Origin of the sequence: Cohnella silvisoli, assembly GCF_021190915.1 — a bacterium.
GTDB lineage: Bacteria > Bacillota > Bacilli > Paenibacillales > Paenibacillaceae > Cohnella > Cohnella silvisoli.
Genome location: NZ_JAIOAP010000001.1, coordinates 384,649 through 406,237, shown reverse-complemented (window position 1 = coordinate 406,237; position 21,589 = coordinate 384,649). Strand labels below are relative to the sequence as shown.

The following is a 21,589-nucleotide window of genomic DNA, read 5'->3' as shown; positions in this document are numbered from 1 at the left end:
GTAAAATTAAGTTTTCGCTCTGTTAAGATCAACGCACACTATCCCCCAATCAACTGCTGCAAGTCCTTGAGCGTAGGCTTCTCGAACAACACCCTTACTTTTCCATCGCCCCACACTAAATTCTTAATCCTTAGAAACTTCGGAAGCTCTTGACCGATCGGAATGATCCTATCCGAGAACATCGATTTAGGTAAATCTATTCCTTTCATCTTGGCTTTCTCTACCGTCGCGATGACGTTCGGAGAAACCCAATGAAGGCGGTAAGTCATTTGCAGTCCGGCAGAAACCCGATTTTTCCAGATGATATTTAAGTCTGCGTGCAGCAACTCTCCCTCTAACGTGAAGCTGGCACCCGTAACTTCTACGTCCTTCTCGACCCGCGGATTGTCCGCGACCGACTTTTTCGATAGATTGTTCAGATCCTCCCCGGTCAGGATCAACTCCGGAGACACTCGGCGAACCATATCGATCGCACGATCCTTGAGCGGCACCTTCTCGTAAGCCAAGTTCAAGTCGTGATCGGGTTTAATATAGTAAAGACTTCCAACTCCCGCAATAATGGCTATAAATACGAGCACGAATAAGCTTATGAACAGTTTTTTCATAGGAATCCCCTTTAACAAAACCATGATTTAGGTTAAACAATGATTGACTTCCGGGTAAGGGAAGCGTATAACAGGAGGTACATTCCTTGACGGGAACACGTTGCCTGATCCCTTCGATCTCCAGAGAGTCGGCGATTCGCTGAAAGCCGACGGTTGAAGCCCGGACAATATCCTCCCCGAGAAGCGGCGTCGAAAGCATGTTGGAGTAGGCGCGGACGGTTTCCCCCGTTACGGGACGTCGTATACACTATACGACACACGAGCGCCTAACGTTGCATCTCCGATGTAACGCCGGGAACTAGGGTGGTACCGCGGATAACGATCCGTCCCTTTTGCAGGGACGGTTTTTTGCGTGCTTAAAGGTAAATGCCATTTAATTTTAATCCTCGAAAGGAAGATTCCGCATGTCCAGCCATCAGCCTGATTATTCTGTGCCACTAGCCGATATTTTGAACGCGCATCTTGTCCTCCAAGAAGTCGTTGTCCCAACTCCGCTGCAGCATAACCGAGCCTTGTCCGCCAAATTCGGCTGCAACGTTTATTTGAAACGGGAGGATTTGCAGGTCGTGCGATCTTTCAAAATTCGCGGAGCTTTCAATCTCATTTCCTCGCTTACCGATAAGGAGCGCAGCCAAGGCGTCATCTGTGCCAGCGCGGGCAATCATGCTCAAGGCGTAGCTTATTCATGCCAGAAGCTGGGTATTCCGGGAATTATCTATATGCCGGCGACGACGCCAAGGCAGAAAATCAACCAAGTGAGACTGTTCGGCGGAAACAAAGTCGATATCCGTCTAATCGGCGATACCTTCGACGATGCTTATGCGGAAGCGATCCGGGTCAGCCGGGAGGAAGGCTTGCCGTTCGTTCATCCGTTCGACGATACCCGAATCGTTGCCGGCAACGCAACGGTAGGTAAAGAAATCATAGAAGGCGGCGCCCCGTCTATCGATCTGCTGCTCGTTACGATCGGCGGGGGTGGATTGGCTGCGGGCGTTGCGACATATATTAAAGCAATCAGCCCTTCCACTCGGATTATCGGAGTCGAACCGGAAGGCGCCCCGTCCATGCTGCGGGCTTTGGAAGCCGAACAGGTCGTTACTTTAACCGAAATCGACAAATTCATAGACGGAGCGGCTGTCAAACGAGTCGGAGAGCTTACTTATGCCATATGCCGCGATTTGCTGGACGATGTCATCGTCGTTCCGGAAGGCCGCGTTTGCACGACGATATTGGAGCTCTACAACGAGCATGCCATTGTTGCCGAGCCGGCGGGGGCTTTAACCGTTGCCGCCCTATCCGCGCTTGATCCCGAAACGCTGCGCGGTAAAAACGTCGTCTGCATTATTAGCGGCGGCAACAACGACATCGATCGGATGCAGGAAATCAAGGAGCGCTCGCTCGTCTACGAGGGGCTGAAGCATTATTTTATGATCAACTTTCCGCAACGGGCCGGCGCGCTTCGGGAGTTTCTTGACGACGTGTTAGGGCCTAACGACGATATCGTCCAATTCGAATATACGAAAAAACATAATAAAGAAAACGGGCCAGCCCTCGTCGGCATTGAGCTTAAGAGTCCGGAGGACTACGATTCCCTTGTGGCGCGGATGAACGGCAAAGGATTTCAATTTATAGAGCTAAATAAAGATCCTTTATTATTTAACCTGTTAATCTAATTTTTGACACATAACCTCATCGCGTTTATCCCCATTTTACAAAAAGACGTTACAGTTGATTAAGAACGGGTATTCTAAGCTGAAGCTCCACTTCTGATCTAATTCGTTTCTGACTACCGGGGATAAGGCGAGGTGCTCCTATGTATAAAACAAGGAAAATCTTCATTCTGTATGCGCGTTTTGGAGAAGGTCACTGGCAAGCGGCTTCCGCTTTAAGGCACAGCCTAACTCAGCAAGGAGACACGGAGGTAAAGCTGATCGATCTGCTTGCCGAGTCTCATCCTGTCATCAACGGAGTCAGCAGATTCGTATATAACAAAAGCTATAACGTGCTCCCCCAAGTTTACGGGTGGGTGTATGAAGCGACCAAAGGAATGAAGTCCGACTCCTTATTCGGCCACTGGCTTCACTCCTTCGGCGCCATGACGCTGCAGAAGTTGGTGGAAACCGAGCAGCCGGATGCCATCGTCCACACTTTTCCCATATTAGTGCTGCCTTACGTATCGCAGCGGATGGGTCGCAAAATTCCGATGTTTAACGTCGTCACGGATTTTGACCTCCACCTAAGGTGGGTACACCCCGACGTGGATAAATATTATGTCGCAACGGAAGATATAAGCAAGCAATTGCGTGAGCTAGGCATTGCCCCGGATCGAATAGCGGCAACCGGAATTCCGACTCGTCCGTCCCTTTCCCCCAACCAAGTTCGGCCATCCGCCGCATACTCTTACGGGTTAACTCCGCATAAACCGATCGTGCTCGTCATGGCCGCAGCGAATGCAGCGTGGACAGACACGGGTGAGCTTTGCCAAAAAATAACCCGACGGTGCAACGCGCAGGTTGCGATCGTATGCGGACGCAATCGGATGTTGGAGGGCGTTTTAACGGAGTTTTTCGAACATAATGCCGATGTTTCCGTGCTAGGTTACGTCGATCAGATGCAGGAGTTGATGGCCATTTCCACCTGTATCATCACAAAACCGGGCGGTTTAACGTTATCGGAAGCCATTAACGCTTTACTGCCTATTTTCCTCTACCGACCCGTACCTGGACAAGAACGCAACAATGCTCGTTATCTGGCAAGCAAAGGCGCTGCCGTTATTTGCCATACCGGAGAACAGATGTTAACAGCTATTTCCGAACTGCTAAACCATCCGGAGCGCCTCGCGGAAGTTCAAAAATCTCTTCATGCTCTTCGCAAGAACGAGGCATCCGCCAGCATCGCCTTGGATATTGTTCATCAATTGCATATAATGGAAGAGGCTTCCTCATCGTTGGTCCGATCATAGCGTATGAGGCTGCTTTAACACGAGTATGATTGTGATCGAGGGTCGTTAAAGGGGAGCTAATAGTGAAGCAGTCTTCCGTGAAATCTTTTTTCCAGACGGACATGCTATTGTATTTAACCATCTTGTACCTAGTCGAATTCGTACGGGGCGCGGCTTTGATCAGCTTCCTTCCGATATACGGCGACAAGGCGCTCGGCCTTGATCTGGACGTCATCGGGGCGGCCATTACGGCTCATTACATGACGGATACAGGACTCAAGCTGGCCATCGGATATTTGCTCGACCGGTTGTCTGTACGAACCGTTGTGAGCATAGGATTACTATTCTCGCTAATCGGGATTACCGCCCTGCAATTCGCGGTTGTTCCTTGGGCATTCATTACGGCGGCAGCTGTGTACGGAATCGGAATTTCTCCGATTTGGATCGTCTGCTTAACCAGGATCAAAGAGGATCAACGCGCTACGCAGATGGGTTTTCTGTATACGGTATGGCTTGTAGGCTTGGGCAGCGGACCCGTGGTGACGAATTTGCTGCTCGACTTCAACAGAGGTTTGACTTATTGGGTAATGGTCGGAATTTCTCTAGCGGCATGGCTGCTGTCCTTGTTTATTAGCGGGACCAGAAGCGTTCACATCGACGTTGTCCCTTTCCGTCGGCAATTGGCCATTCTCGGCAGCCGGCTGCGGGATATGAAGCTCCTGCTGCCCGGAATGGTGCTGCAGACGCTTGGCGCGGGCATGCTTCTACCCATTCTGCCGAGCTTTGCCGTTAAAAGCCTGGGAATGACCGCCACCCACTATTCCATTCTGCTCCTTATCGGCGGCGGGTGCACGGTCGTTGGCTTGATCCCTATGGGCAAGCTGTCAGACTCCTTCGGCAAAAAATGGTTCCTTATCGCAGGCTTCTTGGCCTTCGGTGCCGTATTGTTCGCCCTTACCCAGAAGCCGCCGCTCGGACTGGCCTTTTTCTGGGCATTCTTGCTCGGCATCTCCTATGCGGCGGTATTGCCTGCTTGGAATGCCTTGCTCGCCGCTTTCGTCCCGCCGGGACAGCAAGGGCTTGGCTGGGGCGTTTTCTCGACCGTGGAAGGGATCGGCGGCATCATCGGCCCGCTCATTGGCGGTTTTATCGCTACGAGGTACAGCGGCTCTTCCGTCGTAGGCTTGGCGGGGATCATGTTTATTATCATCAGCATGTTCTATGTTTTCTTCCCTTTCCGGTTGTTCAAAGGCGAAGCGCCTCCCCCGATTAAAGTGATAAAATAAAAAGTACTCAGTAGTGGATAATGGCCGGTTGGGTTGATTGGAGCTTAATATGTTCAAATTGCAATTGTTATCTTCTTTGGCGGCATGGCACTGGCAAGAATGGATCGACTACGCGAAAAGCATGAATCTCGAAGAGATCAAAGATTTACTTCATCGGTATTCGCAGCTCGGGCCTCTTCCCGGCATTTTGCTTCCTTTTTTGGAGGCGTTATTGCCATTCTTGCCTTTGGTCGTGTTCGTTGTGGCCAACGCCACGGCATATGGAATGTGGGCCGGGTTTCTATACTCTTGGATTGGCGTAACTGCGGGTGCCTTCGTCGTATTCCTGCTGGCAAGACGTTTCGGACATCGTTACGGGGATCGAATTCGCAGCCGTTTTCCGAAATCGGAGAAGTTTTTCAGTTATGTCGAACACAAAGGGTTTACGCCGATTTTCCTGCTGGCCTGTTTCCCTTTCTCACCATCAGTTATCGTGAATATCGCTTCCGGATTATCGAAAGTTCCGCTGCATACGTTCTTGACCGCGATGCTGCTGGGTAAAGCCGTCATGATCTTCACTCTTTCTTTTCTCGGACATGACTTGCAAGCGATGGCCGATCAGCCGTGGCGCATCTTAATGGCTGTCGGCATCTTGATTGTGTTGTGGTTTGGAGGCCGTAAGCTGGAAGCTCGGTTTAGTTGAGGAAAGTTCGAGGCATGTTTCGGTTAAGCATAACGCTCACCTTTCCGTGGAACTCTATACGAGGAATCAATCGTAGAGGAGGGAATGGCCATGTCCGGCGAATTGCCATCCGCCAATCAGAAAGCGGCCAGCAAAGCCCAATCGGAAGCCGATCGTTCGGGAGTAGGCAAGCAAAAGGCAAAACAGTTTCAGTCGGATGCCGACCGAGCCGCCGTTCCGAAACACGGATTGTAAGGGAGAGCGCCCAATGAGCGAAAAAAATGAAATGGTGCCTTTTTCAGGCGAAATAGTCGAAGTGGACGGGATTTATATAAATGAATCCGGGCAGGAGCTTGAGTTAAAGCGAGGACAGGAGTTCCCCTCCGATCTTATACTCGGGCATACGGAATGGACGCTCACGGAATTTATATTCGATAATCACCATGAGGGAAAGACCGATCCGCGCCTATTCCCCAAAGAGAACGATATCGACAAGCAAGGTAAAATCGACCACCCCCGTCGCCAAATCGACCGCGGGGAGAAGTAGCATATCAATCTGGCAGCAGAATAATGACAAAGAGAGACCATGGATGGCAGCCATCCATGGTCTCTCTTTGTATTCTAGGTATTATCTGGATCTGGGTGCGACGCTTTAGGTCCAATTTCTGAATCTACAGTTACTTTTGGTGCCGGGTGCGACGCTTTAGGTCCAATTTCTGAACCTACAGTTACTTTTGGTGCCGGGTGCGACGCTTTAGGTCCAATTTCTGAACCTACAGTTACTTTTGGTGCCGGGTGCGACGCTTTAGGTCCAATTTCTGAATCTATTGTTAATTTGGGTTAAGGGTACGATGACTACTTTCACACTGGGTGCTGTAGCCGTACTTTTTGCAGCTAATGTTACTCTGATGCGATGCTTAAGTGCTGTAGCCATACTTTTTATGACTAATGTTACTCAGGTGCGATGGCTGGATAATCCTTATTCCGCCTCTTCAGCCTGCTCGGTACCTTCTTCACGCTGAAGCCATTGCTCCATTAGCTTGTCCAGCCGCCGTAGACTTTCTTCGTAGGTGTATACCGCGGAAGTGATTACGAGAAGTCGGGCACGCGCGATCATGTCCTCGTCCGAGCGCTCTCCGATTAGCTCCGACAGCAGGATCGAGGCTTCGGGAGGCGGAGCGGCGGCCGAAGCTCCGGGTTTCATTTTCCCCTCCCATTTCCACAGCAGTTGTTCATGGTAGCCGCACAATGCTTCAATTTGCCGGTCAATGAGCCTATTCCATGCTTGGGTCGTCGATACGCCCCAATAATGATCTTCAACCGCATCGATGAGCGATAATCCCCGTTCGAGAGAGGTCAACATCCCCTTGTACACGATCAATAGCCTTGCCCGCTTCAGCCTGGAGTTTTTTCTCCACACCCGCTCCTCCGCGAACAAATCGTAAAATTCATCCAGCTTGCGGAGTTTGCTTTTCAGATGATTTTGTTCCACCCGGTAGACGCTCTCCTTCAGCTCGTTCGACACGGCCGTCCTGAGTAAACGGGATAACTGTGCCTGCGCCTCTTCGATATGCTTAAGGAACCGATTGCGGTGCCGGGGCGGGGCAATGATGACGTTCACGGCGAATGCGGATACCATCCCCGTCAAAATCGCGGCCAAGCGATCCCAGGCCAACATCCACCCTTGCCCTTGCGCTTCCATGATGACAACGACCGTCACCAAAGTTAAAGCAATGGTATCTTCCGTTTTCAATCTAATGCACAACAAAATAACGCCTATGCACACGAGCCCTACCGATATAGGGGTATTCCCGATTAGAAATACGGCGCCAATCGCGATAATCGCGCCAAGCACATTACTCTGCACTTGCTCGAGCACCTGCATCCATGAGCGATAAATAGAAGGCTGAATGGTGAAAATAGCGGAGATAGCGGCAATCAGAGGGGATTCCAATCCGACCAATTGGCCGAGCCATAATGCTACCGCAACCGCCAATCCCGTTTTTAGAACTCTGGCTCCGATTGTCATGTGCCTTCACCCTGCAGCAATACATCGACCGATGCGATTTCTTGTCCGTTTACGACGAGCGCGAGCCGGTGGATGCCTGGATAATGGCGGCGCGTCGACAAGTCCGCAAATGAAAACCGTCTCCCGCCTTGCAGCAGCACGCCTCCCGACACAACTTTCTCGCTTAGCTTAAACAGCTTTCGGTAATATTTGCCCGTCGTCCGGGGGAAAAATGCCGCTAGCTCTACACGCAGTTTAATCGGCTCCCCATCCGGCACCTGCAGGCTATATCGAAATTCGACAGATCCGCCCGTTGCGACTTCGGTGGGGGTAACCGCCCAATCCTTCACTTGGACTTCCGGCTGCGGCATAATTCCGAATAACGCCATCACCTCGGGATGGGCAGCACGAAGCAATCCTCGGCATCCATGTCTGAGTATCCAATCCGTTTCTTCGCTTACACCCTTCCATGCTTGCGCAATAGCCAGCACTTGCTCCGGATGATCCTTGGAGATGTCGTTTAAGTTATTCGCCACGCTGCGCCTTACGTATTCCGACGGATCCGCCTTCAATTGCTCCAAAATCGGCCATATCGGAGCAGGGTCCCGCTTTAGAGCCGGAAGAGCGTCCGCCCAAGGCAGCCTTGGACGACACCCTTCGCTGGCAAGCCTGCGAACATGTTCGTTGGGATGTTTGCTCCGCGCCTCCATTTGCGCCATCATCCGCGGCTGATCCCGCTTCAGGAAAGGACGAACGGCAAACTCCGAACTCGACATCCGCGTGAATTTCTCCAATGCGGCAACGGAGCGATCCCAATGATCCAAGCCATAGGTTTCAACGAAATCGGGAAAAAACAAATAAGGAAACCCGTGGCACTCGTCCGCTATCGCTTCAAGCACGTCTAGAGCACGCTCGTATTCGGCAGGAAGAGTCGCGCCCAAGCTTTCGGCAATCCGGTGCATCCGACCTTTTAACTCCAACTCGTCCCACCCAGGACCCAAAGTAAGCCGAACGAATGCCTCTCCGTCAAAAGCGGGATAAGCCTTTTTTACGATATGTACGAATGCCCTAAGAAAAGGCTCATGATACATGGCCTTAAGCGGTTCTGGCATAATTAGTCGATTCCTCCTAGTCGTCACTACTACCCTGACTCGTTGCCATCTATTATAGCATGTCCAATGCACCGGTTGGTTTGTCTGTTTCGTCTATCAAACATGCAGGCAACTACTTCTTCCCCGCTTTCAACGGGTCTTCCCCAATCTTCAACGTCCCCTTATAATGGAATTCATATGTACGCCAACCTCAAGGAGGTTTAACCCGCGTGGTGTTGTTCATCGTCAACGAGAATTCGGGAAATGGCCGCGGCAAGAAAATATGGGCGAAAGTGGAGAAGGAGCTGCGTAAAAAGGGTACGGAATATACGAAAGTGGCTACGACTTCGCAAGCGGAGGCGGTTGCACACGCGGAAGAGCTGTTGCAGCGCGGAAAAATGAAAGCGGTTGCCGTTATCGGAGGCGACGGAACTTTGCACGGTCTTCTGCCGCTTCTGTCGGCTGCAGGCATCCCTTATGGGCTTATCCCGTCCGGCTCCGGCAATGACAGCGCGCGGGCGTTAGGCATTCCGCGAAATCCGATCCGGGCGCTTCAGATCATCTTAGCCGGACATACGCGCCGCATCGACTTGCTGGAGACCAGAACCGAAAACGGGGAAACGCAGTTCACTTTAACCGCGGTCGCCATCGGACTTGACTCGACGGTTGCCGCGGATGTTAACGGCTCCTCTTACAAGAGATGGTGCAATAAGCTAGGAGTCGGCTCCTTAGCTTATATTATCGGTTTTTTCCGCGCGCTTGCCGTTTTCAAACCGCGACCTATCCAGGTTACGATGGACGGAGTGTCTCGAGAGTTTACGCAAGGCTGGTTATCCGCCATCGCTAACATCTCTACATACGGCGGCGGACTAAAAATATGTCCGACCGCCCTTCCCGACGACGGCAGACTTCATGTTTGCATCGTTCACGGTTGCAGCGTTTGGCGGATTTTGCTCATTTTCCCAACGATATTAAACGGCAGTCACGTCAATCAGCCATATGTTACGATACTGTCCGGGTGTACCGTCCGAATCGAAACGCCTGCTTCTATGCTAGCCTTCGGAGACGGGGAACCTTCCGGTCAAACTCCGATTACCGCCGTTATCCGTCCGCGTCAGCTCGACTTCTTAATCGCGGCCTCCGGATAACGGAACGGCAGCATGATTTCGAATATCGTCCCTTTGCCTAGCTCGCTTTTTACGACGATTTTGCCTTGGTGATTATCGACGATTTTGTAGCTGACCATGAGACCGAGCCCGGTACCCTTTTCCTTGGTCGTGTAGAACGGCTGGCCGATCTTGGCCAACTGATCCTCGCCGATACCGGGTCCTTCGTCGTGAATGCGCACGTACACCCCGTCGCTTTCACGATTGAGCTTGATTCTGATCGCGCCTCCGTCTATCATCGCTTCTATCGCATTTTTAATGACATTAATGAATACTTGCTTGACTTGATTTTCCACCCCGTATATCCACAAAGGATCCGTGCCATATTCCGCTTCGATCGCGATATTGTGAAGAATCGCTTGCGTCTCCAGCAAAGTAACCGTATCTCTCATCATAACCCGCATGTCCTGATAGGTAAGCTCGTAAACTTGCGGTTTGGAGAGCATGAGTAGCTCGCTGACAATATCCTCGATGCGGTCGAGCTCGGCGTTCATAATGTCGTAATAGGTGCTGTTATTTTTCCGCCCGGAAGCAATCAATTGGAGAAATCCCTTGAGCGAAGTTAGCGGATTACGAATCTCGTGCGCGATTCCTGCGGCCAATTGTCCCGCCACGTACAGTTTCTCAGAGTTGATGAGCAATTCTTCGTTTTTCTTGCGTTCGGAAATATCCCGAATGATCACTTGAACAGCCGGTTCGTTATCTAGGGTCGTCATCGTCTCCACGATCTCGGTATGCAGCACTTTCCCCTTCAGGGTGAACCATTCCTGTTCAATCGGTCGTCCGCTGCCCGTGAATATGAGATTATGCAGTCTTTCCTTAACCGCATTGTGGTCCTTCGCAGGCAGAAAAGCATATATGGATTTGCCGATCAAATCGCCTTCCACTTCAGCTTCGAACATCCGCAAGCCCGATGCGTTAACAAACCCCCAATGCTCGCCCTTCAGGATCGCAATCGTATCGAGCGATTTCTCGACCAGGAGCCGGTAACGCTCGTCCATCTGGTTCAACCGTTTATCAATGTACCAGGTAATGAGAGTCGACATAAGAATGAGCAGGGCGCCGACCCCTATAATAATCGCGAGCAAATTAATATCCTGATTCAGCTTTTCCGATGTCATATAAGTTGAATCGAGATAATCGATATGTACTGCCTCATTCCCGAGCAGTTGAACGACGACTACGGAAATGCCCAGCAATACGCTAGCTAGAAATTTTCTCCCCCGATAGTCGCCTTCCGATAGCAGAAAAGAAAGGTAAGTACCCGTAAAAAGCAATAGCAATGAAAGCAGAACATAACCCAAATCAAAGCTTAGCCGCTCAATATTCGGTCCGAGCACGCTGAAATAGTTCATGAAGCCGATGCCGAACGCCAGGATGGTGCTGCCGAAGAGCAAACGGTATTTCAGAACCCCGTGAAAGGTCAACGTCACGAAGGCCATCAACGAGAAGAAGATGATAAACATTAGCGCAACGGGCATGATCCATGTAAAATTAAGAGGTTCGTTGAATCCTAATAAGGTGACAAAATACTTCGCCCACAATCCCACGCCAAAGACGAACGCCCCTCCGGCTAGCCAGAACTGGCGAAAGGTTCCGTTCGTTCTTTTGAGATTGCCGATGAAGTTGAACATGGTATATGATGCGAGTATGCTAATTAACAGTGCCAGCAGCAAGAAGAAAGCAGGCCATAAAGCTACGGTACCGTCCATCATTTAACCCCTCGCAGTGACTGACATCTTATGCTTTTGTGTTATAGGATTCGACGAATACCAGCAAATTCCTTTTCAAAAAAAGTCTAAAATTGGAGGTAATGAGAATGTTTCGGACTACATTGAATGAATTTAAAACTTTCGCCATGCGCGGAAATGTCGTAGATTTAGCGGTTGGGGTCATTATTGGCGCGGCATTCGGCAAAATCGTCACGTCCCTCGTCAACGACGTCGTTATGCCGCCGATCGGTAAACTACTGGGGAATGTGGACTTTAAGGATTTATATTGGAACCTGGATCCTGGGAAGCTCCTTGATGGCAAAGTACCCGAATCCCTAGATCAAGCTCGTGCCGCCGGTGCCGCAGTCATCGCCTACGGGCAATTTGTTAACGTGCTGATCGACTTTATTCTCGTTGCATTCTGCGTGTTCATGCTTGTGAAGTTTCTCAACAAGCTGAGTCGTAAAAAAGAAACGGAAGCTCCGGCAGCCGAACCGACTACCCGTGAATGCCCTTATTGCATATCCGAAATTCCATTAGCCGCTTCGCGCTGTTCCCATTGCACCTCCGAGGTTGAACCGGTTGGACAAGCTTCGTCGGCAAAAGGGTAACGAGGATGGCGGAATTTTTCGACGTATATGACGAAAGGGGCAATTGGACGGGAACCGCGGAGCGCAGTGAAGTGCATGCGAGGGGATTATGGCACCATACCGTTCATTGCTGGCTTGTCCGCCCGGATAAGGGCGAAGTTGGCGACGATATTAACGGCAGCAGCGGAGCGAAAATATTGTTCCAACAGCGTTCCGGCAACAAGGATACGAATCCCGGAAGTTTCGACATTACGGCAGCAGGCCATCTCGAAGCTGGGGAGTCACCCAAGGATGTGGTTCGCGAGTTGGAAGAGGAATTGGGCGCCCGCGTTGCCTTCGAGCAGCTCGTCGAGTTCGGAATCATCCGTGAAGAAGAGTCCGGAGAAGTTGGCGGGGTACCTTATATCGACGCCGAAGTCAGTCATGTCTATGGGCTGGTTACTTCATTGTCGCTAATGGAATTCCAGCTTCAGGAAGAGGAAGTATCGGGCTTGTATGAAGCCGATGCTGACGATATGATTGCCCTTATGGAAGGAAAAGTTAAAGAGGTTACCGTGCAAGGCGTACAACTAAGGGAGGGGGAACTGCAGGCAGCGGAAACCGTCATCACCTGCAGTTCTTTCGTCTCACGGGATTACGGATACTATATTGCTATTTTTAAGTTTTTACGGGACTTGGCGGTTAATCCGTGATCGGGTAACCGCGGATCGGTTAGGATTCGATAGGAAGTCCGGCTGCCTTGCGAACCTCATTCGCCAAACGGTTGAATTCATCCTTGTCGGTCTTGGTCGTCGCAGCGTACCAAGCCGCGGACAAGAAACGGATGATTTTATCCGCATCGCTCTGACTCATAGTCGGTTGTCCCCCTTCGATCGTATTCCACCAGCCTTCGCTGCCATAGGAATCATTCAAATCCACGGCGATGCCGCCGATCTTAACATCATTCTGGTATTGATATATGTTGGCAAACTCGCTTTTCTTGCCGCGACTCCAGGCATAAGTTTGCCAGAAGCAGCTGCAAGCCTTTCGCTTCGCCATCTCCTCGACGACCGCGTAGGAGCCATAAACGCCGGTTTCGTAGTCGGGGATCTGTTGCGCTGCGGCTTTCAAATACCGCTCTATGGCGTCGTAGTCTCTCGGCTGCGCATCGTAATCGACTGCAAAATAAATCGTGCTGCCTTTTGGTTGAGCGATGAGCTGCGCTTCCTTGAGAGCTGCCGCCCCGTCCTGTTGCCCTGCGGATGCTCCACCAGAGGCTCGGTTTGCCGCTGTCTCATACACGGAAATAACTTGCATTCCTGCTGTCGTAATCGCCTCCGCTTCGGACAGCGTAAGGCGTTTCCATGCATAGCTGTCAGGAACAAGGTACCGCGCGGCGAATTGATAGCCCTGCTGGACTAGAGTACTGACTCTCGCAGCGTTCAAGGGAGTGGAACAATCGATGCCTTTTGCCATTTGTATCCGCCTCCTTATGCAATCTGGTCCCCTTTTCATCTAATGTGACAGTGGGATTGTGGGTGTCGGCTATAGGCTATGTTTTACTGCTGGGATGCTCGTCCCTTTTCTTGGTGAAATGATATAAACCCGACGCCGTCAGCCCAATAATAGAAATGGTTGTTACGGTTTGCTGAATAGGCTGGGGCAAGAGCACGAATGCCGCCGCTATTATCAGGCTGATTAAATGGTAGTACTGGCTCGGAATGCGGAATTCCTTCGCGATTCCGACGTAGGCGGCGACTATCGGCGCTAACATGACGACTTCGTCGGATAGATTAATGAGGTTGATCAACGTAATTATCCCCCTTGCAAGTTTGTTATGGCAGCTATCGCGGCAGCCAGAATGGCTCCGACGAGCGTCCGCCAGAGCCAACGCTGATTGTCGGCGATCTCGTCTATACGTTTTTGCGCGGATCTGGCAACCTGCAGCGCTTCAAGCGCCGCCTCTCTCGCCGCCTCCGCCGTTTCGCGGACATCGGTCATCGCATCGATCTTTGTTTCCAAACGAACGACGCGCTCCCGAACATCCGAGAGCACGCGCGCTTCTTCGCTGGACATGGTTCCCACCTCCGGGGGGGTTGTTGTAAATATGTGAGTGTTGCGGTTACTTGCTGAGTGCTTATATTTTCGATGGGATTCTATTATTTTGATTTAGCACACCATAAACACCATTCACAAAACCCTAAAGAGCCCTGCTAATGCGGGGCCCAAAAAAAATGTTATACGTATAATCGTCCAACTACTTAGTAATGTAGTCGTATTCTTCTTGCGAAATTGTTCCACCCGACAGCCACGTATCCAGCTTTGAAAGAAGCATCTTAGGGCTTCCTGCTCGGTACAGTCGTTTAGCTGATTCGATAAAAGTACTCATCACAGCACCTCCCGGTTTAATAAGTCTTCCAAGAGCTCGTCCTGCGCTGTCGCCTTTTCCGCATTTATCAAATTGTCAAGCCGATGTGTCTCAGCTTGATGGATAGCGAGCTCGTCCGTTTCCATACGTTGATACAGGATCGCCGTAAGCAGTAGCTTACCGTCAACACCATCGCTAAGCAGCTCCTGCCCTTGCAGATGTTCGTCTGCCGAAATGAATGCTGGAGTCTCTCGGACAAGCCGCCTGACAAGATCGGGAGCCTCATCGATCGGTACGATCTCAATGTATCCGCCAAGCTCAGTTTGAACACGAGAAATAAGAGCAACCTCTGGCGCGCTGTGTGGGTTATAAATATATATGGCTCTCATATTTGCCTCCTATGCAATCTTTTGAGTAACAATAGTACCTACTGAACCGGAAGTGCCGGGTAGACCGGCATTACCGCCATTTGCTGCTCCGGCATTCCCGGCACCGCCGCCTGAAACGGTAATTGATCCGGTGTTTGAATATGTGCCCCCATAGAATATTCCCACTACACCACCACCAGTTCCGCCGCCTCCACCGCCGCCTCCAGACTGAGCGCCACCAGACACAGCACCATCTCCACCTTGCGTTCCGTTAGCGCTAATTGTTCCGCTATTGGTTACATTACCTTTACAAATGACAAGTATTAATCCTCCTGCAAATCCACTTGGTGAAGCAGCGGTTGATCCATTTACAGACCCGCCTCCTCCGCCGCCTCCAGCGCCAACGCCGCAGTTAGTAGCATTTCCGCCATCTCCGCCGCTGGATGCTGACGGAGTGCTTCCAGCTCCACCACCGCCGCCACCTAAGCAACCTTTACTCGGCGTAGGAGTTGAACTACTACCTTGTTTACCTCCGATACCGCCGCCCAATTCAGCAAAAGAAATGGCTCCGCCTTGACCACCGGCTGCTGAGCCACCGCCACCTCCACCACCGCCACCGCCGTATCCACCGGAATTTATCCGTCCGTTTCCACCGGCACCACCTGCACCTGCTGAAAATATACCTGCACCTCCAGCACCGCCATTCCCGCCTGCACCACCTTTAAGGGCTTCGAAAACAGTCGTAAGTTGAAAATATTTTTGAATGGTTTTAGTGGTAAGGTCGGATTTAACTTTACTTAATATCAAAGGTGAAATATTGTCATTTCCGAATCCTGCTTTGCTTGTCATACTTATCGCACCGGGATTTGATACACTACCTGTACAGTAAATAATAAGACCACGGCATGGGTTATCAGTTGTAATTTCGTATCCGGCCGGGAGTGTTAAGGATGAGAATTGTTTTATACAAATACCGCTGTGAATTGTTACTGGGTACATGATGCGCCAGACTTGCGATGTTTGAGTATCTCCTGAAATGTAATTAATAGTTGAACCTTGACAAGTAACAGCTCCTGGCCCACCAGTCGCAGTTGTGGCCAACCTCCAATATCTAGCGATTGTATTTGCTCCGTTAAAAGAGACATTTCCTGCTGCACCGCCTGAAACAGTTGCCGTCCCTCTTTGCGTCCAAGATGAACCATCAGTGGACGACTGTAGAGCGCAGACTCGATCACCGCCAGCTGTGCTTTGGGCGTTGTAGAGTTGAAAATTGCTAATAAGCGTGGGTGCTCCAAAGTCAGTTTGGAACGCGACATTATTAGCTCCAGACGGTAGTGAACCTGTCGTAAAGCTCGTACCTGCGTTCATATCCCACAAATTAGCCACAGTACCGCCATTAGGCGCTGTCGTCCCCGTACTGAGTATCGTTGCTGGGTTAAATGCTCCGTCTGAACCGTCGCCGAAAAAGTTGGTTAGTCCGCTTGGTAATCCGACATCTAATCCGGCAGGCTGGTTAGAGAGTCCCGTCATTGCCCCAAATGTACGTATCATTTTATTTCCCCCTTAAGCAATCTGCTCAACAATGCCATAAGCGGAGATATTAACGTCTGTACCAGTATCCTGCTTAGCTGCAATTTGTTGTGTCCCCGTAAATACCAATGCTTTTCCAGCTAGGTCGATAAGAACGCCGCTATTTGCGTCAAGTGCGAAAGATGAAAAGATATTTGACGACGCAGTTCCGTTTTTATAAAGCGTAACTGTTCGTTGGCTTGATCCATTGTTATACACCCAAATTCCGGTCAATTGAGTTCGATAATTAGTGCTTGCATTTGAAAAAAGTGACGTTGCTGTACTGCTTAAAACCGTTGGAGCAAGTAGTTCAGTAGGAATTCGATCACCGATTGCCATTTACATCATTCCTCCCATGCTTAATGCGCGTTTTTGATTTAATTCGTTAGTGCTCAATTGCACCTTCACCCAGACTGGTGTAAAAGTTGCGTCGGCGGTTGTAGCAACCGGTCCAGTATCAAACACTTCAACTCCGCCCCCAGAAGACAATCGAATACCGCGAGACCCAAGCGAAGCATGGGTATTTGCATATTTCCAGTTACTTGCTCCATCGGTATAGGCGTTATTCGCAATTAGAGCGTTTCCCGAGGTATTGCTGGATAAATCCAGCCATTGGTAGGCGTTTAATTGACGGCCATTATTATTAGTTGTATTTACGCGTGGAGCGGCTGCGATGCCTGTAAAAGTAGGTGAAGCAAGAGGTGCCTTTGCAGCAAGTGCATTAGTTATCGTCGTCGCAAAATTAGAATCATTTCCTAGTGCCGCCGCAAGTTCGTTCAGAGTATCTAGAGCAACCGGAGACCCATTAACAAGTGCCGCAATAGCAGCATCTATAGTCCCCTTAGTCGCAATATCATCCGAAGCAGTTGGAGCAGCAACTTTTGCTCGGCCATTAGCGTCCCGTTGAATTGGCTTGTTTGGAGTTGCAGCACTCGTTGCGCCATGTGCTCCTGTCGAAGTAGCAACATGAGTGTCAAAAGCCGTTATTTTCTGATCGAGCAGGTCTTCGTTCCGATTCATATTAGCGACGGTTGCATTATCCGAAGCCTCAACCTTCTTAATTCCACTGGGTAGAGTGATCAATCTATTCCCTCCTTATGGGATATCCCAAATCTCTAATTCTCCGAAGTGTTTCCCCATACTTTCAATTCCACCATAGGTAATACCAGTAGAATCCAGTTCACCAAAAGACAAGTAAGTAAACGAATATTCCACAGCCAAGTGCGCAGGTTTAATTTGTTCAATTACTTCTTTTAGGTCATCTAGATTAGGAGGAATTCCCCGTGAAGAAATGAACTTAACGATAAACGTATGTGTCTCTGATTTCACAGTCACGTTAACCGTACCACCATCATAAGCTTCAGCAACATTTTTAATGAGACTAACGGTCACAGTCCCTATACCACGAATCTTGGAAAGAATGACGCTGCGGCGTTGATCAGTGGGTTTAGCAGGATCAGTCGGAATGCCAAGCTCTTGTTCCCATAAATCCAAGCCCCAAGTGGCTGTTGAGACGAAATACTGATCAAGCGTACTGTCCATCGCCTGCCACAACTTGTCTAACTCTCCACCTTGAACGTCCATTATGGAACTCATGATCCGCGAGGTCGAGTAGTAACCGGGAAGATAAGTCATCATTTCCTTGCCGTGCGTACTAATCATCGAGATATTACCCACTTATGCTCACCGTCCCGATCACCGCGACCTCACCAAGTAACGCCTCGATGTTTGACACTCCACCGTTTATAGTTAAATTCGCAAAATCTACAATCGAAGGAATGTCTAATAGAATGGCGGATATACGGTTGTAACGCACAAGAGAGTCAACAAATGCAAGCTGTTTCAAGTATGCTGCAAGTTCGGCTTGGAACGAAGCCTTTACCACGCTTAAAATTGCGCCACTAGCGAGAGTGAGTTGTACACTAATATTAATGGGCTTTTCGACTGCAGCGGAAACAGTCACAACAGCGCCGATTGGTGCTTTGCCTTCACCTAGGCCAGAAGTAGGCGAAATGTGATCTTGCACAGCATTTACAATCGTCTGACTTGGCGCTCGCTGATTCGTATCCAGAATAAAAACTTTCACAGTACCTGGACCATTCCACAGTGGTTTTACCTGTGCACGACTCACCGCTGGTATCTCGAGAGCCCATTGCAGATAATCGGCTTTATTACCACTTGTTCCCGGCTGACGAACCTTGATCAGGAATCGAGCCAATAAAGCCTCATCTGATTCCTCGGCAGTTCCACCGGATGTTGCAGCCATATTCAAGACACTAGTAACCCCCGTAATGGAGTTGACCAAGATACTGATCGCGCCGATGGGCACATTTCCTGCAGTACCTGCAGTTAACGATTTAATCGGTACAATGGCTTCACCCTGGCTATTCAATGTTGCGGCGGCTGTCGTCTCATATTCAATAGAGGATGTAGCCGTTACATCATCTGCCGGTGTTGCGACAAGCGTGTCGATCGGAATGACCGTTCCTACGATACCTGTCATTTTTACAGAGCCTGTTGCCGCTACGGCCGCCCTTGGAATGACGCCATGTTCCTCGCAACGCATCCTTAGATAAGGACCGAAAGTCGTCGTAGCGAATCCACGCTTTAGGATCTCCTGTGCCCAACCCGAAGCCATGTACAATTGAAAAGCAGCGGGTGAAAGGGAGTCCCATATAAAAGAACCTTCCGATTTGTCTACATCCGATGGAACGAGATTGAGCATGCGCTCGCGTATAGCATCTTCCGTCTGCTCGATCAGATAATCAGGCAATATGGCCATTAAGAATTCACCACCTTTCCTTGAATCGTTTCTGTTTCATCGTGGATATTTGAAATTGAACAGGTAAAGTAACAGCTGTCCACTTTCCATTCGAAAGAGAAACTATCCACGCTGGCTGTTCTAGGATCCGTCAGAAGCGTTTCCTCCGTTATGCGTTGAATTTCAGTTTCAATTGCCGAGCGCGGAAGATCGGAACGGATAAGTTCGATAAACTCTTGGCCGTAGTTCCGCGAATAAATGGGGTAACGAAAACGCTCCGTTTGCAACGCTTTTTTGCACCATTCCAGCCATGCGTCTGTCCCTGAGGAACCTGCAACTTTACCTGTTGGAGTCATCACGAACTCACCGATATCATAATCGAATCGCCAACTACGACCGAATGATATACTTCCGCTTTCCGATACTTGTTTATCTACCGAAATATCCTCTTCCGGAAATAAATTAGTCACCTGAACTCACCACCTTACATAAGACTACAACTTCCCTGCCCCCATTAACTGGTACGGCAAGAACCCGATCTCCCGGCTTCATACCGGCTTGCCAGTTCAAGCGAACGTCTTCGATTTCCGCCTCGGCAAAATCAAACCGCGTCCGTTGAGAGGGAATCGCACCGCCTTGAGGAACTCCGTCCATGTCCACGGGAGTCGTCATCGTTCCCACTAAGAAAAATGCGGGAAGATGAAGCTTGGTTTCCCACTCTGCGACCAGATAATCCGGAATTTCATATTTGAAAGAATCGAGCTTCAAACCCGATGCTGTAATCGTACCTAGCTCGGAAGGCAATCCCGATATGCTTTTCGCTGCTATGCCGGATAACCGGCCTTCCAATGTCGTTACCAGTTTCTTAAAAGAATCAGGCAAGATAATCCCTCCTGACTTTATTCGGAGCCGCGAGTTCCAGATCCATATGACCGGGCGTGCCTAGTCTATGTGTAACTCGGGTTACCCAAAGCGATATGCCGTTTAACCAAACCTCGTCTCCGGCACGAATCGTGTTAATATCCGGCGCAGTAACCGAGAACGTCTCTTGAATGCCAAGCAAGGCTCTCTTTGCTGCATTTTTCGCCTGCGCTGTCGTTTCGATTTTGCTATCTTGAATGACTTTCTGAAGCGTTCCGAATTTCTCCGTATCTTTCTTCTCGACTGCCAGCACCGGGGACAGCTTCTCTTCACTCGTCTGCGCTCCAAGCACTTTGACTTGGGTTATAGCGCCTTCAAGTGTACGGTTCTGGGTTACATCTTCAAGAGTTTCCAACTTCCACGCCTTCTTGTTGCTGCCAAGTTTGACTAACTCCAACCCTTTCGAGGTCATCCGGGGACGGAATAGGTCACCCCCTTTGTCCACCGTTTCTTTCAGATCCTCTTGAATCATTGAAAAAATAGATTGGGAACGCTTGATATTTCTCGCCAGCGTTTCTACGGTATCCGTAACATCCCCTATCGGGATTCCCCAGTCCTTCGCATACTGTTTCAGTCGTTGGGAAGCCGTTTGTCCCGCAGGCATCAGTCTCTCGTCTTCCGACTTAGCTAAGTAAATTGTACGGTCATAAACGGTGAGACCTATATGTTTTCTCCCGCTGTTCGAACTGGAACAATCCCATACAACACCCGGGTGCAAAAGATTGGTAACCCCGCTTCCTCCATAGGGTGTGCCTGATATACGAATGGATTGACCCGGAGTAATTGAAGGCATATCCGAAGTAACAGCCAGTCGAATATTCGCCTTGTAGGCAATTTCTTCAAGCGAGTCTTCGAGCGAGATCTCTTCCACCAAGTCTCGTAGATAGAACTGGTTTCCAAGTACAACATCGTAGCTCATGGCATCACCAGCTTTTGTCCCGGCTTGATGAGATTGGGATTCGTTCCGATGACCGATTTGTTCTTATCGTATAGAACACGCCACTTGGAGCTGTCCCCGAGCTCCAGCTTAGCTATTGACCAAAGCGTATCTCCGGATTTCACGTTGTACACCTTTGGCACTGGCTTGGTGTCTGGACGATTGGAAGTTGAGGTTGTTCCGACAGCATTCCCAGCGGATGTTCGCACCTTAATTTCCCTATGGGTTCGAAAAGTAACCTCGAAATATACGTCGTCCGGTTCGCCACCCTTGAAGGTCGTATTATGAGCGGAAAGATTGACTAACACGTTGACTGCCGTCTCCGTTATGAGCAGTCGAATGGGTTGCTTCCGATTCATTAGCGACGTTAATCGGTTCATTGCTGCTTGCGGGTGAGGGAGTTCCGGATACCTGCAATAACTTGAATCATACGATTTAGGAAAAAAAGAAGAGAAGGCAATCGTCTTCACCTTCTCCTCCTGCGGCAACTCCACTTCTCCCAACGACAGAATATTTAACGTCTCGAGTTGCTTCTCTCGCTGAATCGTGATTTCCTCCGGATTAACCGGAAAATGAAACTGCTCACCGAAAGAGTCTCTGAGATAGATGTCCAAGGCTGATCACCC

The 21,589-nt window shown here is 49.9% G+C and carries 26 protein-coding genes and 1 other annotated feature; of the genes, 9 read left to right on the top strand and 17 right to left on the bottom strand.

Going from position 1 to position 21,589, the window contains the following annotated elements:
* Window positions 1-38 precede the first annotated feature (38 nt).
* Window positions 39-605, bottom strand: coding sequence for a hypothetical protein (locus tag K7P76_RS01760; RefSeq protein ID WP_232182351.1), 567 nt, complete (start codon window positions 603-605; stop codon window positions 39-41).
* A 77-nt stretch (window positions 606-682) separates the two neighbouring features.
* Window positions 683-939 (top strand) — a binding site (T-box leader).
* 70 nt (window positions 940-1,009) lie between these two features.
* Here K7P76_RS01760 and ilvA point away from each other — a divergent pair.
* The 6 genes from ilvA (at window position 1,010) to K7P76_RS01730 (ending at window position 6,040) form a co-directional block, all read left to right on the top strand.
* Window positions 1,010-2,278: a threonine ammonia-lyase IlvA gene (ilvA, locus tag K7P76_RS01755; protein ID WP_232182350.1), complete on the top strand. Its 1,269-nt coding sequence runs from the start codon at window positions 1,010-1,012 to the stop codon at window positions 2,276-2,278.
* A 140-nt stretch (window positions 2,279-2,418) separates the two neighbouring features.
* Window positions 2,419-3,567 (top strand): MGDG synthase family glycosyltransferase, encoded by a 1,149-nt coding sequence (locus tag K7P76_RS01750; RefSeq protein ID WP_232182349.1) that lies wholly within the window; start codon window positions 2,419-2,421, stop codon window positions 3,565-3,567.
* A gap of 62 nt (window positions 3,568-3,629) precedes the next feature.
* Window positions 3,630-4,832: an MFS transporter gene (locus K7P76_RS01745; RefSeq protein ID WP_309244716.1), complete on the top strand. Its 1,203-nt coding sequence runs from the start codon at window positions 3,630-3,632 to the stop codon at window positions 4,830-4,832.
* A 49-nt stretch (window positions 4,833-4,881) separates the two neighbouring features.
* The gene (locus K7P76_RS01740) at window positions 4,882-5,514 is read left to right on the top strand and encodes a TVP38/TMEM64 family protein (protein WP_232182348.1); all 633 of its coding nucleotides are present in this window, start codon (window positions 4,882-4,884) and stop codon (window positions 5,512-5,514) included.
* Between the two features lie 90 nt (window positions 5,515-5,604).
* Window positions 5,605-5,748, top strand: a complete 144-nt coding sequence (locus K7P76_RS01735) for a hypothetical protein (protein ID WP_232182347.1) — start codon at window positions 5,605-5,607, stop codon at window positions 5,746-5,748.
* Window positions 5,749-5,761: 13 nt separating this feature from the next.
* On the top strand, window positions 5,762-6,040 hold the full coding sequence (locus K7P76_RS01730) for a transposase (protein ID WP_232182346.1): 279 nt from the start codon (window positions 5,762-5,764) through the stop codon (window positions 6,038-6,040).
* A 432-nt stretch (window positions 6,041-6,472) separates the two neighbouring features.
* On the opposite strand, the gene K7P76_RS01725 is transcribed toward K7P76_RS01730, so the two are convergent.
* Window positions 6,473-7,522, bottom strand: coding sequence for an FUSC family protein (locus K7P76_RS01725; RefSeq protein WP_232182345.1), 1,050 nt, complete (start codon window positions 7,520-7,522; stop codon window positions 6,473-6,475).
* The gene (locus K7P76_RS01720) at window positions 7,519-8,613 is read right to left on the bottom strand and encodes a DNA alkylation repair protein (protein ID WP_232182344.1); all 1,095 of its coding nucleotides are present in this window, start codon (window positions 8,611-8,613) and stop codon (window positions 7,519-7,521) included. Before K7P76_RS01720 ends, K7P76_RS01725 begins: the two co-directional genes overlap by 4 nt.
* Before the next feature lie 209 nt (window positions 8,614-8,822).
* Between K7P76_RS01720 and K7P76_RS01715 the strand changes: the two genes are divergently transcribed.
* Window positions 8,823-9,740, top strand: coding sequence for a diacylglycerol/lipid kinase family protein (locus tag K7P76_RS01715; protein ID WP_232182343.1), 918 nt, complete (start codon window positions 8,823-8,825; stop codon window positions 9,738-9,740).
* On the opposite strand, the gene K7P76_RS01710 is transcribed toward K7P76_RS01715, so the two are convergent.
* Window positions 9,707-11,473 carry an ATP-binding protein gene (locus K7P76_RS01710; protein WP_232182342.1) on the bottom strand — a complete coding sequence of 589 codons (1,767 nt, stop codon included), beginning with the start codon at window positions 11,471-11,473 and terminating at the stop codon, window positions 9,707-9,709. The two genes, K7P76_RS01715 and K7P76_RS01710, sit on opposite strands and share 34 nt — an antisense overlap.
* 104 nt (window positions 11,474-11,577) lie before the next feature.
* Between K7P76_RS01710 and mscL the strand changes: the two genes are divergently transcribed.
* Together mscL and K7P76_RS01700 are read left to right on the top strand one after the other, a co-directional pair.
* Window positions 11,578-12,081, top strand: a complete 504-nt coding sequence (gene mscL, locus K7P76_RS01705) for a large conductance mechanosensitive channel protein MscL (protein WP_232182341.1) — start codon at window positions 11,578-11,580, stop codon at window positions 12,079-12,081.
* Window positions 12,082-12,086: 5 nt separating this feature from the next.
* Window positions 12,087-12,752 carry an NUDIX hydrolase gene (locus K7P76_RS01700; RefSeq protein WP_232182340.1) on the top strand — a complete coding sequence of 222 codons (666 nt, stop codon included), beginning with the start codon at window positions 12,087-12,089 and terminating at the stop codon, window positions 12,750-12,752.
* Window positions 12,753-12,771: 19 nt separating this feature from the next.
* On the opposite strand, the gene K7P76_RS01695 is transcribed toward K7P76_RS01700, so the two are convergent.
* The 13 genes from K7P76_RS01695 to K7P76_RS01635 form a co-directional block, all read right to left on the bottom strand.
* Window positions 12,772-13,515: a DUF1906 domain-containing protein gene (locus K7P76_RS01695; RefSeq protein WP_232182339.1), complete on the bottom strand. Its 744-nt coding sequence runs from the start codon at window positions 13,513-13,515 to the stop codon at window positions 12,772-12,774.
* Between the two features lie 76 nt (window positions 13,516-13,591).
* Window positions 13,592-13,849, bottom strand: coding sequence for a hypothetical protein (locus tag K7P76_RS01690; RefSeq protein WP_232182338.1), 258 nt, complete (start codon window positions 13,847-13,849; stop codon window positions 13,592-13,594).
* A 5-nt stretch (window positions 13,850-13,854) separates the two neighbouring features.
* Window positions 13,855-14,115: a hemolysin XhlA family protein gene (locus tag K7P76_RS01685; protein ID WP_232182337.1), complete on the bottom strand. Its 261-nt coding sequence runs from the start codon at window positions 14,113-14,115 to the stop codon at window positions 13,855-13,857.
* Window positions 14,116-14,427: 312 nt separating this feature from the next.
* On the bottom strand, window positions 14,428-14,796 hold the full coding sequence (locus tag K7P76_RS01680) for a hypothetical protein (protein ID WP_232182336.1): 369 nt from the start codon (window positions 14,794-14,796) through the stop codon (window positions 14,428-14,430).
* A gap of 9 nt (window positions 14,797-14,805) precedes the next feature.
* Window positions 14,806-16,326, bottom strand: a complete 1,521-nt coding sequence (locus K7P76_RS33350; RefSeq protein ID WP_304518380.1) for a discoidin domain-containing protein — start codon at window positions 16,324-16,326, stop codon at window positions 14,806-14,808.
* A gap of 12 nt (window positions 16,327-16,338) precedes the next feature.
* A complete protein-coding gene (locus K7P76_RS01670) occupies window positions 16,339-16,683 on the bottom strand; it encodes a hypothetical protein (protein ID WP_232182335.1) in 345 nt (114 codons plus the stop codon).
* Complete coding sequence (locus K7P76_RS01665) at window positions 16,684-17,427, bottom strand: hypothetical protein (protein ID WP_232182334.1); 744 nt, start codon at window positions 17,425-17,427, stop codon at window positions 16,684-16,686.
* A gap of 12 nt (window positions 17,428-17,439) precedes the next feature.
* Complete coding sequence (locus K7P76_RS01660) at window positions 17,440-18,021, bottom strand: YmfQ family protein (protein WP_309244715.1); 582 nt, start codon at window positions 18,019-18,021, stop codon at window positions 17,440-17,442.
* The gene (locus tag K7P76_RS01655; RefSeq protein WP_232182333.1) at window positions 18,014-19,126 is read right to left on the bottom strand and encodes a baseplate J/gp47 family protein; all 1,113 of its coding nucleotides are present in this window, start codon (window positions 19,124-19,126) and stop codon (window positions 18,014-18,016) included. Before K7P76_RS01655 ends, K7P76_RS01660 begins: the two co-directional genes overlap by 8 nt.
* Window positions 19,126-19,575 (bottom strand): DUF2634 domain-containing protein, encoded by a 450-nt coding sequence (locus K7P76_RS01650; RefSeq protein WP_232182332.1) that lies wholly within the window; start codon window positions 19,573-19,575, stop codon window positions 19,126-19,128. Before K7P76_RS01650 ends, K7P76_RS01655 begins: the two co-directional genes overlap by 1 nt.
* On the bottom strand, window positions 19,568-19,987 hold the full coding sequence (locus K7P76_RS01645; RefSeq protein WP_232182331.1) for a hypothetical protein: 420 nt from the start codon (window positions 19,985-19,987) through the stop codon (window positions 19,568-19,570). The genes K7P76_RS01650 and K7P76_RS01645 overlap by 8 nt, the downstream gene beginning before the upstream one ends.
* The gene (locus K7P76_RS01640; protein ID WP_232182330.1) at window positions 19,980-20,945 is read right to left on the bottom strand and encodes an XkdQ/YqbQ family protein; all 966 of its coding nucleotides are present in this window, start codon (window positions 20,943-20,945) and stop codon (window positions 19,980-19,982) included. Before K7P76_RS01640 ends, K7P76_RS01645 begins: the two co-directional genes overlap by 8 nt.
* A complete protein-coding gene (locus K7P76_RS01635) occupies window positions 20,942-21,577 on the bottom strand; it encodes a LysM peptidoglycan-binding domain-containing protein (RefSeq protein ID WP_232182329.1) in 636 nt (211 codons plus the stop codon). The genes K7P76_RS01640 and K7P76_RS01635 overlap by 4 nt, the downstream gene beginning before the upstream one ends.
* Window positions 21,578-21,589 lie beyond the last annotated feature (12 nt).

Bases quoted from the DNA above. Each gene is read 5' to 3' on its own strand.
- K7P76_RS01740 (WP_232182348.1), top strand. From the start codon at position 4,882: ATGTTCAAATTGCAATTGTTATCTTCTTTGGCGGCATGGCACTGGCAA.
- K7P76_RS01720 (WP_232182344.1), bottom strand. From the start codon at position 8,613: ATGCCAGAACCGCTTAAGGCCATGTATCATGAGCCTTTTCTTAGGGCA.
- K7P76_RS01730 (WP_232182346.1), top strand. From the start codon at position 5,762: ATGAGCGAAAAAAATGAAATGGTGCCTTTTTCAGGCGAAATAGTCGAA.
- K7P76_RS01695 (WP_232182339.1), bottom strand. From the start codon at position 13,515: ATGGCAAAAGGCATCGATTGTTCCACTCCCTTGAACGCTGCGAGAGTC.
- K7P76_RS01670 (WP_232182335.1), bottom strand. From the start codon at position 16,683: ATGGCAATCGGTGATCGAATTCCTACTGAACTACTTGCTCCAACGGTT.
- K7P76_RS01725 (WP_232182345.1), bottom strand. From the start codon at position 7,522: ATGACAATCGGAGCCAGAGTTCTAAAAACGGGATTGGCGGTTGCGGTA.
- K7P76_RS01685 (WP_232182337.1), bottom strand. From the start codon at position 14,115: ATGTCCAGCGAAGAAGCGCGCGTGCTCTCGGATGTTCGGGAGCGCGTC.
- mscL (WP_232182341.1), top strand. From the start codon at position 11,578: ATGTTTCGGACTACATTGAATGAATTTAAAACTTTCGCCATGCGCGGA.
- K7P76_RS01760 (WP_232182351.1), bottom strand. From the start codon at position 605: ATGAAAAAACTGTTCATAAGCTTATTCGTGCTCGTATTTATAGCCATT.
- K7P76_RS01680 (WP_232182336.1), bottom strand. From the start codon at position 14,796: ATGAGAGCCATATATATTTATAACCCACACAGCGCGCCAGAGGTTGCT.
- K7P76_RS33350 (WP_304518380.1), bottom strand. From the start codon at position 16,326: ATGATACGTACATTTGGGGCAATGACGGGACTCTCTAACCAGCCTGCC.
- K7P76_RS01655 (WP_232182333.1), bottom strand. From the start codon at position 19,126: ATGGCCATATTGCCTGATTATCTGATCGAGCAGACGGAAGATGCTATA.
- K7P76_RS01735 (WP_232182347.1), top strand. From the start codon at position 5,605: ATGTCCGGCGAATTGCCATCCGCCAATCAGAAAGCGGCCAGCAAAGCC.
- ilvA (WP_232182350.1), top strand. From the start codon at position 1,010: ATGTCCAGCCATCAGCCTGATTATTCTGTGCCACTAGCCGATATTTTG.
- K7P76_RS01710 (WP_232182342.1), bottom strand. From the start codon at position 11,473: ATGATGGACGGTACCGTAGCTTTATGGCCTGCTTTCTTCTTGCTGCTG.
- K7P76_RS01700 (WP_232182340.1), top strand. From the start codon at position 12,087: ATGGCGGAATTTTTCGACGTATATGACGAAAGGGGCAATTGGACGGGA.
- K7P76_RS01640 (WP_232182330.1), bottom strand. From the start codon at position 20,945: ATGAGCTACGATGTTGTACTTGGAAACCAGTTCTATCTACGAGACTTG.
- K7P76_RS01750 (WP_232182349.1), top strand. From the start codon at position 2,419: ATGTATAAAACAAGGAAAATCTTCATTCTGTATGCGCGTTTTGGAGAA.